Source organism: Psychrobacter sp. 16-MNA-CIBAN-0192, assembly GCF_040309565.1.
Taxonomy (GTDB): Bacteria; Pseudomonadota; Gammaproteobacteria; order Pseudomonadales; family Moraxellaceae; genus Psychrobacter.
The window spans coordinates 58,391-74,504 of the sequence record NZ_JBEOOX010000007.1 but is presented as its reverse complement, the minus strand read 5'-3'; the positions used below and the strand labels follow the sequence as shown (position 1 = coordinate 74,504).

Genomic DNA, 16,114 nt, shown 5'->3' with positions numbered 1-16,114 from the left:
CTTAGCGGTGCAATTAGTGATTGGTGCCACGCTGTTTGATAATCGTAACCGCTTGATAAGGGAGTATGTTAGCGCCTAATATTGCCACCTGAATATCTCTCTCTGCGCACAAATGGCGCAATAAAGCAGTATCAGGATGATCAACGTTTGCCAGCAACACACATTCAGGGTCACGGCGTAATATCGCTCGCGTTGCCTCAGCAATAGTGGGTTTAATGCGATTGCGATTACTGATTTGATAGTGCGTTGCCAAGCTGTCAATGATGGGCTTAGTGTTATAGCGAGGCTGTTTAAAGGTTGGTAATTGCTCAGGTAATGCCGTTAACTTCTGTCGAGCCGTATCAATATGAGTAACGAACGCCAAGCTGTGATCAACGTCTACTAAGTCATTATAAAACACGCTACGATGCAAGCCTTGTTGCGGCTCAGTATATAAACTACGCGATATTAACCCAGATACCGTACTGTTAAGCAGTCCTGATGGAATCAGCCAATCATCTTCACTTGCCGCAAGCCAAGCAACACCGGCTGGATCAGCAAGGGTTAGTAGTGGAATGACACCCTTACCTTGATGAAAGATATTGGCAAAATTAGGATGATTAGGATCACTGAATGGCGCAAGACTCGTTGCGAGTTCTTGATAAATTGCCCCTTTACCCGTCCAACCATCCACAAATACTATTGGGCTATTTGAATGCGCATTCAAAATCATTTGTAGTGCAACTGGGTCGAGACCACGATCACGAATAATACTGATGCCATAATGAATACTTGGCAGAGTATAGCCACTACTGCTATCCATCAGTGCGCGCTGTAATAATACGCCAACAGGCAGACCAGCACGAACGAGGCTGACCAATATCAGCGGTTGCTCTAGGGTTACGGTGTGCGCAAAAGTCTGCTGCAGCGTATAAGCAAGATTAGCAATGTCCGTTGCGGTTCGCTCTGTCCCTTGTGCTAGCGCTTGCTGATATAGCTGCTCATGTATTGCACTGGGCGCACTCTCTAAGGTAATCATATCTGAATAATGACGCTGACCACTTTGAATTAACGCTTCTTTTTGCGCAACAGGCACATCGGCAACCGCATTTTTATCGACCATATCTAATAACACGGTCACATCAGAGGCGAGATAACTGCCTGAGCCAAAATTATCTAATGTTACTTTATTTGGGCTAGACTCTATATGGTTAGCTAGGTTGGTAGCATTCATTAAACGTACCCAGTTTTAAGTTGTGAATGGAGTTGACCGCGACTCGGCATGCCATACCAGTCTAATAGCTGTAAAAAAGGTAAATCTGCCAAGCTATCACCAAAGCCAAAGCTGGGTCGCGCGTGGTCTAAATGATGCTCTAATAAAAACTGTACCGCATATTGTTTATGAACAGCGTGCGGTAGTATCGCTAAATTATTGGCGTTCACATGCACATAAAAATGCGTATCAAAATCTGGAATCAGCATCGCTAACTGCTTGGCTAATAATTCCAACGCTTGATGGTCTTTTTTAGCATGTTTAATTGCCAAGTAAATGGCTAACTCTTTATTATGAAAGCAGTCAGTATGCATCGTAAATATTAAATCATTATGACCGTTATCGTTTTGTGCATGATGCTCAGAGATTAGCTGAATAAGCTGATTTAAGTTATTTTGTAGAGGGCAGAGTTGCTCACTAATTTTTTGCTGCCAGTCACTAAGCGGCTGACCATTTGGCATTAAAATAATTGCGCCATGAGTCAATACTTGCCAACTATCAAGTGGTAATAGAACCCGTTTAATTTCAGAAGTATCACGCGCCGTCACAGCAATCAGTTCGGTGCTGGCAAGTAGCCAATTAAAGAACGTGGCTTGACGCTGGCTCATAAAACTTAATGGCTCGCTTTGTTTATTGACCGTCGCGCACACTAAGTTTTCAGGCTCAGCGGTAGGTAAATGCCAAGTATCAATCTTACGTTGCGTTTGAAATAAGGTATCGTCCAAATCCATTAAGGCATAGGGTTTGATAATAGTTAAATTAGGCTGAAAAAAAGTAGTCGTCATAGGATTGTCCGTACGCCATAAATTTTAATTTTATAATAGAATTGACGAGGCAGGACTCACCACTAACACATTACCTAAATCTGTCCACATTGTATCGACGCTATCCGCTGCTGTTTCTACACACAAGACAATCAAATCCCAATCGCTAGGCTCGACATTGTAAGCAAAATTGGTCATACCAAGCCCATAGTTATCGGTAAAGCTCAGCATGGTTGTAATGGCACCGCCAAGGGCGATCGGTGAGCGTGTCAGGGCGCTAAATTTAACCGTTGATGCTGTTGCAATATCTGATTCTTGCGTTTGTGCTTCTAACCATTCAGCCAGTAAAAACGGCAGCCAAACGAATTCATTACTGCCCAATACTAAGATTCTTTTTGGCAAACTCGTTATAGAAAATGAGGGTAGACCCTTAAACTTAGAGAAGTTTTGTTGAAATTGGGCTAAATAATCCTTGAAACCATCCTCACTATCAAGGGTCGGAAAACGCCCCCAATTACCCGTATTACCTAAAGTTTGAGTACCGGCAGCCGTTGTATTGACTGAGGGCATGACAATCGGTTCAGGATTTGGCGCATCCGTCCATTGCCACGCGCCAGATAATAAATGGTGGCGGTGAAATTCGATGTCTGGTAAGCGTTCGGCTATCTTGTCGTCCATGCCTGCCTGAGCTAATGACCAATCGACCAAGGTCGTTAAGTGTACTTGTTCTAACTGCGTCAATCCTGCATCACGTAAGGCGCTAACCACATTGATACAAGTATTGCCCGTTGAGGCTTCATCATCGACCATAATCAGAGTTTTACTGGCGAGTAATTGCGCTTGGGTAACGCTATCGGCACTTTGATAAATCAGATGCTGACTGGCATGACTATGGTCTTCGTTAAAAGTGGTCAGCAGGGTTTCTTGGTTATTATCATCGTGCTGGGCGTGACGAGTGGAGTTCAACAGTAACGCCTGTGGATAGCGAGTTTGCAAGGCTTGATGGACACCAGCCGACAGACCAACCGCAGTTTCTGCCATACCAATCACTAAAATAGGCTCAGGTAAATGATTTGGCACTAAATGTGCCAAATCAGTAAAAGCCTGACGCATGGTACTGGGTGCAATAGGAATATGCCGACCGAGCACTTTTGATACAAATAAAAAGGCGCGCTTTGGATTGATACGTTGCGCAAAATCTAACAAGTCTGCCAATTGATAAGGTTGGACGTCGGTATCTAGGTTGTGCTTATCATTGACGCGTTTGGTCGCTGCATTTATCTGATAGGTTAGGGCAAGCGTGCCACGAGGTAGGGTGATGGCGCATTGATGTAAATGATCAGCGGTGGCGCCATTGTAAGTCTCAGTCATCGTGTAGATGTATCCCGTGTTTAAAAAGTTTTGTATATTACTATTAATTGCCGCGATTTTATCACAACCACAACAGTGACGTTTTACTGTTATTGCACTTACTATGTTGAATTGAAATATCTTCTTATGCTTTGTGTTACTTATCCCAAACCAAGTTTATTAGTAGGTATATGAATGGCTATTATGGTAAAGTTATCTACCATTAGTGGTAGTTTTTTAGCTTCGATGGTCTTGTCTCAAAATAAGCAATTTTAGAAAAAAAGTATCAAAAAAAACCGTATCAAACCAAAAGCCACACTCATCCAAAAGCGATATAACAATAAATATTAAATAGGACTTATCTGCGCATGAATACTATCATTGTAAAAGCATCCAGAAACACGGACAGTGCCCCAAAATGTTCACTATCAACCCAAACCGTTGCATTTTCTCATTATAACCATCTCTCCAGTCAATTACCTGTTGATCCAATAACAAATGAGGTAGTCGCAGGTGGTATAACTGCGCAGGCAACACAGTGTCTAGACAATATAAAAGCCATCGCCCATAGCATCGATCATGTCATGGATGATGTCGTCAAAATAACGATTTTCCTAAAAGATATCGCGGATATTGCCGCTGTAGATGCGGTTTATGCTAACTTTTTCCAAAGCTATCTGCCGACACGTACGGTACTAGCCGTAGCTGCGCTACCTATGGATAAGGCATTGATACAAATAGACGCTGTTATCTCAAACGGTGAAGGCACGCATCCGCAAGCCGCTTGTGATTTGGTAAAAGTAACAAACGACACTGATAATGCCCCAAAAAATTCCGTGTCAACGCAAACGGTTGCTTTTTCTCATTACAACAATATTTCAGCGCAATTGCCTATCGACCCTAACACCGGCAGCTTAGTGACTGGCGGCGTAAAAGAGCAGACCGGACAGTGCCTAAAAAATATCAAGGCTATTTTAGAGAGTATCGATGTGCCTGTTGATGATATTGTCAAAGTAAATATCTATTTAACAGACCTTGCAAATATTGATGCTGTCAATGAAGTTTACACGACCTTTTTCCCAGATTCAGCGATTGCTAGAACCGTAGGCTATATGCCGGCACGAACTGTCAGTGCGGCGTCAGCGTTACCGATGGCTGCGTTAGTACAGATTGATGTTGTAGTATCGCACGGAGATGGCACGCCTCCGCAAGCCGTTGAAGACCGCCATGGCATCGTTATCAAAGCCAATAACACCACTAACGCGCCAAAAAATTCACTTAGCACGCAAACCGTTGCATTTTCTCATTATAATAATATCTCAGCGCAACTGCCTATCAGTCCTGCATCAGGAGAGATAGTGGTAAGCGATATCACAGCACAAGCAACGCAGTGCTTAGACAATATCAAAGCGATAGTAGAGAGTATTGGCCATGTCATGGACGATATCGTTAAAGTAACGATTCAACTTAAAAATATTGCTGATATTGCTGCGGTAAATAATATTTATGCGAGCTTCTTTAATAGTGATTTACCAGCTAGAACGGTCATTGGCGTGTCCGCTATTCCTATGGATGCTTTAATACAAATTGATGCGGTGCTTTCTAATGCTGAAGGTACGCCACCTGCATTGTCATAGTTCTTTAAGGGCTTGAAGGCGAGCCACTTAATAAGACGAGTAGATGTTTTTTACTTTTTATGACAGATATTTTTGAGTAGTATGATAAAAGGGCGCTAATAGTTTCAGCTATTAGCGCCCTTTTTATTGGCTTATTTTATTTTTAAATTCAGTTTGTCAGCTGCCGCGTTCGTATTGGTTTTAATGATTAGTTGAGGTTGTCTCTATGGCTATAAATTGTCATTGTTTGGTTGCCCGACGTGTGGACGTATGAACAGCTAGTTTGTCCTGATACCATGCCGCTTATTAAAGCTTCACACTGGTCATCACTGAGCGTACCTGACACGGTGTAATTTGCTTAGTGATGCTTTCTAATTTTGGTTTTTCTGTTAACCCTAGCCAGTAGCCAAAGCCAACTTGCGTTAAGTCGACACCGCTATGCGTGGTATAGCCAATGCCACCAGAGGGACGACTGTTAATCTCAAGGGCTCGGTGCTGACCGCTATCGTCCGCTTTGGTCTGTACGCTGACGATACCATCACAGCCAAACGCTTTAATTAAGGGTATAACTACTTCCATAACTGATTCGTCATAGCCAATATGCTGAATTTTACCCGTTTTATGGCGTGTGATGGCGGCTAACACTTCACCTTGCTCACATACCACATCGATAGAATACTCTTGTCCGGCAAGATAAGGCATTAATAGCATTGGAATCGGCTGCTCTTGCACCATTTGACTGTGCTGATAAGCATTAATAAATTGCTCGGTGCTTATTTTTTTATCTTCCGTGAAGTATAAATGCTCAAAGCTATCATAGCGCTCATCATTGTCTTTACCGGTATCAAGCCGCCAAAACCCTTGTGCAAATATACCCGTTACTGGCTTCACACATAGTGGTTGATGGTCATGCTCGGCAAGTAAGGCATTAAGCTCGTCTATAGTGTCAAAACGCCACGCTTCAGCGACCGGAATATCATGCGTGTGACAATGTTGCATAAAGGCAAATTTATCTTCAATCATCTCAAGCGCAAACACGCTAGTAGCACCCGTTAATAAGCGAATGCCAGCTGCCGTGAATGCGTCACGCTGCGCCTCATAATCAATACCATTACGACCAGTTAGTAGTACTTTGACATTATTTTGTTGTGCCTGCTCCAACACAAACTGCCAACGTGGCAAGAGTGGTTCAGCATTAATATCCTCATCATCCTGATGAGTAGTGCTCTGAGACGGCTCGTAATAACAGGTATCGGCAAATTCAAAAATCTCTGGACGCTCATGACGATGAGACGCAACAATATGTAAGGGTTTATCGGACGTTAACTTGAGCGCTTGCAAGCTGGCAAGCATATCGCGCTGGCTGGATTGACCTTCAGCCAACCATACTGAGATTAAGTCAGATGGATTTTTACCACCACTTTTAGATGGGTCATGGTTACTATTATTACTACAGTCATTGCTAGGACCGTTATTCATAGGTTTGGGCATAATTCTCTCAGCTGGCGTGATTGATATCTTATTGACGGCGTTCTATTTTTAATGATTTATTGATGATATTTTATTATCGCCATTATATACAAATGCAGCCGGATATAAATGCTTAACGACAACTTGCATATTGGTTCGCTGTAATTATTATGCTAGATCAGCCCATTAAGCAATAGTCGACATTCGTGCTACTATATGGCGAGCAACGCTATAAAAAATAATATGAATGATAAGGATAAACCATGAGCCAAACCTTGATTGCTGGAGCAAACGCAGCCTTACCAAATGATAATATTAGCATCCGTATTGTCAGTCAAAATGCCATTGACTGCGCCGCTTATCGGTTAACAACGGACGGACGCGTGCGTGGTGACGGTGATATGATATTTTATGGTCAAAAGCAAAGTGATGATGGTACGGTCAGCTTTCGCGGTCATGATAGTGATGGATTTTTTGATATCAACTTGCCTGCACAGCCTACCAGTATTGATAAGATTGCTCTGGCGTTTTCAAGTGATCAGCCCCTTGCGCAAATCGGCGATGTTGATATCCAAGTGCTGCAAGGCAATCAGGTGCTGCTTACCTCTCAGCTTAGTGCAGCAGGTCGCAGTGAAAAAGCCATTATCTTAGCAGAATGTTATCGTCGGCAGGGTAGCTGGAAGTTTCGCTTTATTGCCCAAGGCTTTAATGGCGGGCTAAAACCTTTATCCGAGCATTTTGGCGTTGAGATTGCCGACGATGTTCCTATTCAAGCTCAAGCTCAAAATCAGACTAATACATTAGCGTCTATTAATACCCAAAAACCTATTAACACTCAAAGAGCCTGCAGTCCGCCACCGATTCCTACCGCTCACAACACCGCAAAACCGGCTATTAATTTAAATAAAATTACCTTAACCAAGAATCAATCTAGTATTAACTTAACCAAGCGTGATGACTTTGGCAAAATATCCGTCAACCTTAACTGGAATCAGCGCCCTAATATAGACAAACAAGCCCCTAAAAAAGGACTGCTAGGCGACTTGTTTAAGCAGCATAAAGACGGCGGTATAGACCTTGATGTTGGCGCGATGATTCATCTAAAAAATGGTGAAAAAACGCTCATTCAGGCGTTGGGTAATCGCTTTGGTAGCCTATCCTCTGAACCTTACGTATGTTTGCGCGCTGATGATAGAACAGGGCAGACCAGTGGCGGTGAGTGGCTCGATATTAACGGTCAACATTGGGCGCAAATCGAAGAGGTGTTTATCTTTGCTTTTATTTATGAAGGTGCACCCAACTGGGCGCAAACCAATGGCGTGGTTACCATTCACGTGCCTGAGCAGCCACCGATTGAAACCCAATTAACCGAAGGCGCTGGTAATCTACCGATGTGTGCCATTGCCCGCTTGGTCAATCAAAATGGCAGCATCAATGTTGAGCGTATTAATGAATATTTTAAAGGTCATCAAGAGATGGACAAAGCCTTTAACTGGGGCTTTAGCTGGAAGCGGGGCAGTAAATAGAGCTTTTGTTTTAAGAGTTAATATCTATATTCATTATAACGATGAGATGTCTTAATGTGGGAATTGATCACGCAAATGCTGTCAAGGATGACACTGATTATCACCATTGCTTTTCTTATCACCCGCTTATCTATCTTTAGAAAAATGATTTATCACCGGGTTGGTATTGGTGGTTTGTTTATCTTAATCATTATATTTGGTATGTTTGGAGTTATTGGTAATTATACCGCCTTAGTAATAGAACCCGGCAGTCAGACAATAGTGTCAAGCTTATGGAATCCCATCCTTGAGTCTAATAATGCTGTAGCGGATACCCGCAATATCGGCATTATTATCGGTGGGTTTTTTGCCGGTCCAATCGTTGGTATCGGGGCGTCGTTGATTGCAGGCGGGCATCGCTTGTTAATGGGCGGCTTTATTAGCGGCTCTATTTTTTGGATATCTATTTTAGGCGGTGCTCTTGCAGGATGGTTTGGCTATAAGCGTCGAGGCATGAGTCTTATTAAGCCCAAACACATGTTTTTTATCAGTATCATTATTTTAACCATTCAGATCATAGCCGTACCCATCTTAACTACTGATCATATGCGCGCGCTCAAATTAATCAGTTTTACCGGTATACCGATCATTGTTATCAATAGTCTTGGTATCTGGATATGTGCGATGATATTTTATAATGCAGTGCAAGAGGAGGAGAGGACACGCGCAAACCAGACAGTAAAAACATTCTCAATCGCTGATCGTACCTTTTCTCTATTTCGCGCCGGATTGGATGAAACCTCTGCCAGAGAAAGTATAAAAGTAATCAAACAATTAACAGGGGTGGAGCATGTTGCAATAACCAGAGGCTTACGCGAGCTTGCGTATACAGGAACAGCCACGGATCAAAAGAGAAACGCTGAGCAGGATTTAAAGCTACGCAAAAAGGTGTTAGAAACGGGTAAATCCGTACTAAGCGAGTCAGAATCAAAGTGGGTATTTTCAAATAAAGCTAAGAGCCGCGCATCGGTAGTACTGCCATTTTGGGTTCACGATAAGACAATTGGCACCATTACCTTCTACTATGGAAGCTCGATACACATTACTGCTGTTGAAAGAGAGCTAATCGAAGGCTTAAGCAAGTTATTTTCAAGTCAGTTAGAAATTGGCGAGATTGAACGACACAATAAGTTATTACAAAATGCGAAAATAGAGGCGCTACAATCACAAATCCAACCTCATTTTTTATTTAATGCGCTCAATACCATTGTGGCATTATGTAGAATTGATCCCATGCTCGCACGAGATTTACTGCTGCATTTATCCACTTATCTGCGCAATAACTTATCAGGTATTGGGGAATTTTTGGTATCAGTTAATAAAGAGATGGAGAATGTACAAGCATATCTAGCCATTGAACAAGCACGTTTTCCCAATAAATTTGATGTGCAGATAGCCATCGATGAAAATGCCAATGAACTGCTTATTCCACCATTTATTATCCAACCTTTAGTTGAAAATGCCATCAAACATGGCGAGTTTAAAAAAGCCAAAATAAAAGGCATCGTTTCCATTGAAATTAAGTTAAGTGCTGATAATTTAATTGCCATTAAAGTTAAAGATAATGGTGTTGGCGTAGCGTCAAATCGAAGGGTAGACTTGGGTGAACGTGTGGTCAAGTCCTCAAAGGATGGCAGTGGCACGGCACTATTTAATATAAAAGAACGACTTACAGCGTTATATAGTCAAGATGCTAGGTTCGCTATTAGTAGCAATCCTGGCAAGGGAACGTGTGTTTCCATTACCTTGCCAGCTAAAACTTAGGGAAAAGTGCTGATGAATGTCTATGTGATTGAAGATGAAATATTGGCAAGACAAGAATTGATTTATTTGCTAAATGATACAGGCAAGGTAGCTGTGGTTGGTGAAGCAGAGGATATTCATCAAGCTCTGTGGGATATCAATGAAAAACAGCCAGATGCAGTATTTTTGGACATAGAGCTTGAAAGTGGTAATGGTTTAGACCTTGCTAAGCAATTTAGGAATATGAAAAAGCCACCGATGATTGTATTTGTGACTGCCTATGATGAATACGCCGTGAAGGCGTTTGAGCTTGATGCTATAGACTATATTGTCAAACCTATTGATAAAGCGAGGCTGACAAAAGCAGTTGATAAGCTGATAAAGCTGGCTGGAGCGCCCGAATTAGAAGCTAAAGTTGAGCCGCCAGTTTTAGAAAATAAAGAAAATAAGGATAAGAAATATAGTATTACGGTTAAAGAAGAAGATCGTATTATTGTTATTAAGACCAAGGATATCTTATATATTGGCACGGAAAATCGGCAAGCTTATATTCAAACTATAGATAAAAAATATGAAACCGATACCTTACTTTATAAAATAATGGACAAGCTGGGAGACAGTTTCGTCCAAGTACATAGAGGTTATATTGTTAATATTAAACAAATAGCCGCCTTAGAGCCTTGGTTTAATCGAACCTATTTAATCATTCTAAAAGATGGCTCAAAAGTGTCGGTAAGTCGCTCCTATGTAAAAGCAGTAAAACAAGTGCTCGGATTATAAAATGATTTAAAAGTTGTGATAAAAAATTCTGGTTTTGATTTTAAATAAAAGAAGAGAGGATAAAATACCCTCTCTTCTTCTCAGCTTTATTATCGAGTACGTACTTGCTACTTGTGACTTACTAATAATTTCCAATCAATTATGACCAGCCTATCAATTGTGCAAATACTAATGCAACGATTGAGATTGTCGCCCATACTCCAAAAAGCGGTAAGAAAAAGCGTAACCATTTTTGGTAAGGAACACCGGCGATAACTAGTGCTGCCATAAAATAACCACTTGTAGGGAAGAGTACGTGCGTAAAGCCATCGCCAAGTTGATAGGCTAGTACCGCAGTTTGTCTCGTTACACCAACAAGGTCAGCCAGCGGTGCCATAATAGGCATCGTGACCAGCGCTTGTCCACTACCAGAGGATATTACAAAATTAATGGCTGTTTGGACAAAATACATACCAACAGCTGCCAACTCAGGAGGTAAATCGCCAACTAAAGTTCCTAGAGCATGTACGAGGGTGTCCATGACGTTGCCATCTTCTAAGACTACAGCAACGGCACGAGCTAAGCCGACGATAAATGCTCCCATTAATACATCTTTAAAGCCTTGGTTGAATCCATCACATATCTCAGTAAGCTTGAGACCAGCAATCATTCCAACGACGATGCCCATGATGACAAACAGTCCGGACATCTCTATCATGAACCAGCCTTGCTTAAGTACGCCGTATACTAGTACTGCAAGTAGAATAAGCGTTGCATATGCAGCTAGTTTTTGACGAGACGTCATGGTAAGAGCAGTACCACCGGTAATCTGATTAAACTCTATTCGTTTTGCACTATCTTCTTCATACACCAAACTTTTGGAAGGATCTTTCTTAATCTTTTTTGCATATCTTATAATGAAGAAGATAACTGCAGTTACTGCCAGAACGAATACGACTGAACGTAATCCCATTCCTGAGAATACAGGTAATCCAGATAACTTTTGACCAAGACCGGTATTGATTGGATTGAGCACACCAGCGCTAAAACCAGCCCCAGTTCCACATAATGAAATTGCAGCAGCCGTTACCGAGTCGTATCCCAAGGCGATAATTAAGGGCATAATGACTGGAATATATACTAATGATAATTCTGGCGTACCAATTAGCGTGGCAATAAAAGCAAATGTTGTTGTCAATACCGCTATTAATAGTAAGCCATTATTAGCAAATTTACGTGCTAGCTTATCAACGACGACCTCGATAATTCCTGTCCTTCTAAGTACCATAAACATCCCACCGATAATGAATGTGAAGAACACAACTTCACCCGCATCGATAAGACCTCTAGGAACAGCAGTTAGAAATTCGGTAACCCCAACTGGCGTTTGCTCTATAAGATGATAGGACGTGGCATCAATTGTCGTTCTACCTTCTGGTCCAAGGACACGGTCATATTTACCAGAAGGGATTAGATGCGTAAGCACTGCTGCAATGGCACTAAATACGAATAAGATGACGTAGATGTGCGGCATTTCGAACTTTTTTTTCTCATATCCTATTTCTATGTTATCTACTTTGTCCACGTTATTAGCATCGTTCTTTGACATGTCGTTCACCCCAAATAATCCATTTCAGAGAATATAATTTACCTGTCTTACACCGCTAAAATTGTAATATAGAAGGGCTTAATCATGTTGTAAATCGAACGAAACGTGCTTATATCAAACGAGTGGTACATAATCGCAAACGAGCTGCCTATTTTTTAAATTGTAAACCGAGTCAAACCTGGTGGATTTATGATTTGCATACGGAATAATTCTAAAGCTGCATAGAACAGTTTTTATTTATTGGGGATTACCAAGTTAGATAAATATAAAGATACTCCAATAAAAAAAGCATCCTATAAGAATCAGGATGCTTTTTTTATGACAACTTTTCTATGTAGCCTACCTCAGCCTTCATTGGCTAGGCATGCGGTATGATCGTTGGCATCAAGTCATGGAAAGTACGACCTGAAGCCGTTTCACCAATGGCATGCATTTTCCACTCATTATTATGACGATAGACTTTTGCCATAATCATTGCCGTATGAGGACCTTGCGATGACAAGTTATAACGCGCCACTTCGCTATTATTATTGGCATTAACAATACGGCAGAATGCATTTTCAACCGTTTCAAAGCTCTGTCCAGTGAAGCTGTTGACCGTAAATACTAATGACACGACGCTAGCAGGCACTTTTGAGAGATCAACATTGATAACTTCATCATCGCCGTCACCATCGCCGGTACGGTTATCCCCAGTGTGGACGATGCTGCCATCTTTTGACTTTAATTGACTGAACCAAATGGTATCAACGGGCTGCTTATTACTATCAAACATGATGCAAGAGGCGTCCAAGTCAATAGAATCACCACCACTACCACCGCCGAATAATTTACCTAATAATCCACTTTTTTTCTCTTGAGGCGCTTGTGCAACATCCCAGCCCAAACCTAATTTTACTTGAGTAAGCGTGCCACCTGCTTCTTTGCTTAAGGAGATTTTTTGTCCCTTTTGTAGACTGACTGCCATGCGATAATCCTTATAATAGTTATTGTTTACGTTAAAAAAATAAATTGATACTAATAAATTGGTACTAATGAAATGTCGCTAAAATATTCAGAGCTTTGCTTGTCAGGGTTTTGCTTACAATACATTGCCTAAAAAGCCACTATTACCACCGCGACCGCCCGAGCTGGTGCCCAAGATACTTTGTAGCCAGCCTTGATAACTGTCACGATTACGTGAGCAAATGACCACTTTACCTGTACCGGAGAAGTTTAAAACCATACCTTCGCCACTGGTGACAGAGTTGATAATATTGCCCATAAAGCCTTTTTTCTTGCTGGTGGCAACGGAGAGTTTGTACTCTAAGCGCGAATCCCAACAGACCACGTGACCATTATCAATAATCACATCTTTACCGGGTTCAACATCAATCTCAAACAACGAGCCAAAGCCTGAAACCACGACTTGACCGTTACCTTGAGTCTGCATGACCATAAATCCGCCGGTATCGCCAAATATAGCGCCGCCCAAATTACGCTGAATTTTGGCTTTAACGTCAACACCCGTTTGCGCGGCAACAAAGGCACCATCGCTCAAAGTATATTGCTGTACGCCCACGTCCAATATCTGCATATCGCCATCAAGTGTGGGAGCAAGCAGGCAATCACCTTCGCCATTCACCGCCTCAATCTGCTGCTGAAATAATGACTCATCATTGGCAAAACGGCGCATCAAGGATTGGACTAATCCGCCTTGTAGCTTACCTTTAAGCTCAAGGTTAGACTCCATCATTACCATGGCATTGGCTTCACAATAAATTGAATCGCCTTTTTTGAGGTTACAATGTAAAAAAGGTTCAATCGTACCGATTAAGCTGAAAGTTGCTGCCATAGATGGGAAATCCTTATATTGATGCTTTAATAATATTGAGACGTTAATGTTAGTGATACTTTAATATAGTTCTGAATATTTCTATAAAACTAAGTTCCAAAAAAATAGGTTCCAAAACATATTTTCACTTGCCAATTACTTTTAAAGCCATCAAATGTGATAGTAGGGCACACTTGATGGCTTTTTTAAGTTACCGATTCAGCTTTAGAGCTTAGATATTTAGGCTTAAACATTAACGCCATAAGATGATGCTAAGGGACCTAGACCACCGCTAAAGCCTTGACCGACAGCGCGGAATTTCCAATCACCGCTATGACGATACAATTCACCGAAAATCATTGCCGTCTCAGTGCTGCCATCTTCTGATAAGTCATAACGAGCGATTTCAGCTGCGCCATTATCATTGACCACACGGATGTAAGCATCGCCGACTTGACCAAAGTTTTGGTTGCGCGCTTGACCTTCATAAATAATGGCACATAAAGCAATTTTGCTGACGTCAGCTGGCACGTTTGCTAAGTTTACTTTAATGGCTTCATCATCACCATCGCCTTCGCCAGTACGGTTATCGCCAGTGTGCTCAACCGCGCCATTATCTGATTTTAAGTTATTAAAGAAGATAAAATCTTGGTCGTTACGCACTTTACCAGCTTCATCAACTAAGAAACCAATAGCATCTAAGTCAAAATCTTGACCGTCAGTTGCACGAGGATCCCAACCCAAACCAACGGTAATGTTGGTTAAGCCCGGCGCTTCTTTTGATAAGTTGACGTTGCCGCCTTTTGTTAAGCTAATAGCCATAAAATTGTCCTTTGAAGTTTTGATTGTATGAATTTATTGTTTGATATAATTGAGCTAAAATACTGAAGAAAAATATAGCAGCTGATGCGGTTACACATATGCATATATTAGCTCAAGCAGCATTTATTTGTATTGCTACATATTTATAATAGGTCATATATTTTTTCAAGTTTTACTATACTAAGCGTTTACAGACTAAGCAAGTCGTATTTTGTGCTGATGTATTACACTTGTATCATAGTTGAATGACAAGTGATTAAAACCTTAATGAATGATTATTAAATAGGGGTGATTTGTATCAAAGCTATTTATCGTTCATAAATGTTATAATTCATAAAGGACAAACTATAAGGTAAAAAACGCGGCATACAACTGGGTATACTTGTATTTAAGCTATATATTGCAGCGACTTTCGCTATTATCTTATTTGTGTTTTATAATAGTGCGCTCTCAGGTTCCCTCAACCCTGACTTAAAAAAAGGACTCTTTTATGAGCATCAGTACGACGTCAACTATTCCCATTCAATCCATTCGCTACAGCCGTGCTTTATTTTGGCTAGCGAGTCTGCACATCTTTATCATCGCTATCAGTAATTACTTGGTACAAATACCTGTCGGACTATTTGGCTTTATTACCACGTGGGGTGCGATTACCTTTCCGTTTATTTTTTTAATAACTGATTTGACCGTGCGTATCTTTGGTCAGAATTTGGCAAGACGAATTATTTTTTTCGCGATGCTTCCAGCACTGGCTATCTCTTATTATTTTTCCGTAGTGTTTGCAGACGGTCAGTTTGTTGGTCATGAGCATCTGTTAGACTTTAACTTGTTTGTATTTCGCATAGTCTTGGCAAGTTTTGCCGCTTATGTCATTGGTCAACTTTTAGATATTCAAGTGTTTAATAGATTACGTCAGCTTAAAACTTGGTGGATTGCGCCGCTTACCTCAACGTTTATTGGTAATTTAATCGATAGCCTTTGCTTTTTTGCCATTGCTTTTTATAAAAGTCCAGACCCTTTTATGGCAACACATTGGATCGAAATCGGTACTATGGATTATCTATTTAAGATGGTGATAGGAGTATGTGTCTTTTTGCCGCTATACGGTGTGATATTGGCAAAATTGCAAAAGATGTTGGCAGGGAAGTAAAGAGTGATACAACGCAACGGTCATTAGGCAGATATAAGAATATTTTGGAATAGTTAGGGATGTATGTAGGGTGGTAGGTAAATAAGATCAATAGGTTATAGCTAAAGCGCAACTAAAGCTAAATGAACATTAAAGATATTTATCTTCTACTACTATTGAAAGTCTGCTAAGACAACAGGCTATGAAGCAGCAAGGAAGCCA

General features: G+C 41.2%; 13 protein-coding genes. 5 read left to right on the top strand and 8 right to left on the bottom strand.

Translation table 11 applies throughout. The annotated features are described in order from the left end of the window. Positions 1-13 precede the first annotated feature (13 nt). Genes AAEY78_RS07720 through AAEY78_RS07710 form a run of 3 tightly spaced genes read right to left on the bottom strand, consistent with a single transcriptional unit; the run spans position 14 to position 3,387 of the window. Positions 14-1,213 (bottom strand): cysteine protease StiP domain-containing protein, encoded by a 1,200-nt coding sequence (locus AAEY78_RS07720; RefSeq protein WP_352338707.1) that lies wholly within the window; start codon positions 1,211-1,213, stop codon positions 14-16. Continuing rightward, positions 1,213-2,037 carry an HAD hydrolase family protein gene (locus AAEY78_RS07715; protein ID WP_352338706.1) on the bottom strand — a complete coding sequence of 275 codons (825 nt, stop codon included), beginning with the start codon at positions 2,035-2,037 and terminating at the stop codon, positions 1,213-1,215. The genes AAEY78_RS07720 and AAEY78_RS07715 overlap by 1 nt, the downstream gene beginning before the upstream one ends. Before the next feature lie 30 nt (positions 2,038-2,067). After that, positions 2,068-3,387 carry a phosphoribosyltransferase domain-containing protein gene (locus AAEY78_RS07710; RefSeq protein ID WP_352338705.1) on the bottom strand — a complete coding sequence of 440 codons (1,320 nt, stop codon included), beginning with the start codon at positions 3,385-3,387 and terminating at the stop codon, positions 2,068-2,070. A 347-nt stretch (positions 3,388-3,734) separates the two neighbouring features. Here AAEY78_RS07710 and AAEY78_RS07705 point away from each other — a divergent pair, with 347 nt between their 5' ends. Continuing rightward, positions 3,735-5,003: a Rid family hydrolase gene (locus AAEY78_RS07705; protein ID WP_352338704.1), complete on the top strand. Its 1,269-nt coding sequence runs from the start codon at positions 3,735-3,737 to the stop codon at positions 5,001-5,003. Positions 5,004-5,288: 285 nt separating this feature from the next. Here the strand turns inward: AAEY78_RS07705 and AAEY78_RS07700 are convergent, their stop codons facing one another. Continuing rightward, entirely contained in the window at positions 5,289-6,473 is a 1,185-nt protein-coding gene (locus AAEY78_RS07700; protein WP_502943711.1) for an ATP-grasp domain-containing protein, read from the bottom strand. Between the two features lie 242 nt (positions 6,474-6,715). Between AAEY78_RS07700 and AAEY78_RS07695 the strand changes: the two genes are divergently transcribed. The 3 genes from AAEY78_RS07695 to AAEY78_RS07685 all read left to right on the top strand — a co-directional run bounded on the left by AAEY78_RS07695 (position 6,716) and on the right by AAEY78_RS07685 (position 10,540). Beyond that, positions 6,716-7,978 (top strand): TerD family protein, encoded by a 1,263-nt coding sequence (locus AAEY78_RS07695; protein WP_352338702.1) that lies wholly within the window; start codon positions 6,716-6,718, stop codon positions 7,976-7,978. Between the two features lie 87 nt (positions 7,979-8,065). Then, the gene (locus AAEY78_RS07690) at positions 8,066-9,781 is read left to right on the top strand and encodes a LytS/YhcK type 5TM receptor domain-containing protein (protein ID WP_352338700.1); all 1,716 of its coding nucleotides are present in this window, start codon (positions 8,066-8,068) and stop codon (positions 9,779-9,781) included. 12 nt (positions 9,782-9,793) lie between these two features. Beyond that, a complete protein-coding gene (locus tag AAEY78_RS07685) occupies positions 9,794-10,540 on the top strand; it encodes a LytR/AlgR family response regulator transcription factor (RefSeq protein WP_352338698.1) in 747 nt (248 codons plus the stop codon). Between the two features lie 139 nt (positions 10,541-10,679). On the opposite strand, the gene AAEY78_RS07680 is transcribed toward AAEY78_RS07685, so the two are convergent. The 4 genes from AAEY78_RS07680 to AAEY78_RS07665 all read right to left on the bottom strand — a co-directional run bounded on the left by AAEY78_RS07680 (position 10,680) and on the right by AAEY78_RS07665 (position 14,763). Continuing rightward, on the bottom strand, positions 10,680-12,053 hold the full coding sequence (locus tag AAEY78_RS07680; protein ID WP_352338696.1) for a YfcC family protein: 1,374 nt from the start codon (positions 12,051-12,053) through the stop codon (positions 10,680-10,682). A gap of 433 nt (positions 12,054-12,486) precedes the next feature. Further along, complete coding sequence (locus tag AAEY78_RS07675) at positions 12,487-13,095, bottom strand: TerD family protein (protein WP_352338694.1); 609 nt, start codon at positions 13,093-13,095, stop codon at positions 12,487-12,489. A 114-nt stretch (positions 13,096-13,209) separates the two neighbouring features. Further along, positions 13,210-13,962, bottom strand: coding sequence for a TIGR00266 family protein (locus tag AAEY78_RS07670; RefSeq protein WP_352338692.1), 753 nt, complete (start codon positions 13,960-13,962; stop codon positions 13,210-13,212). A gap of 225 nt (positions 13,963-14,187) precedes the next feature. Beyond that, positions 14,188-14,763 (bottom strand): TerD family protein, encoded by a 576-nt coding sequence (locus tag AAEY78_RS07665; protein ID WP_352338690.1) that lies wholly within the window; start codon positions 14,761-14,763, stop codon positions 14,188-14,190. A gap of 490 nt (positions 14,764-15,253) precedes the next feature. Here AAEY78_RS07665 and AAEY78_RS07660 point away from each other — a divergent pair, with 490 nt between their 5' ends. Beyond that, positions 15,254-15,913, top strand: coding sequence for a 7-cyano-7-deazaguanine/7-aminomethyl-7-deazaguanine transporter (locus tag AAEY78_RS07660; RefSeq protein WP_352338688.1), 660 nt, complete (start codon positions 15,254-15,256; stop codon positions 15,911-15,913). Positions 15,914-16,114 lie beyond the last annotated feature (201 nt).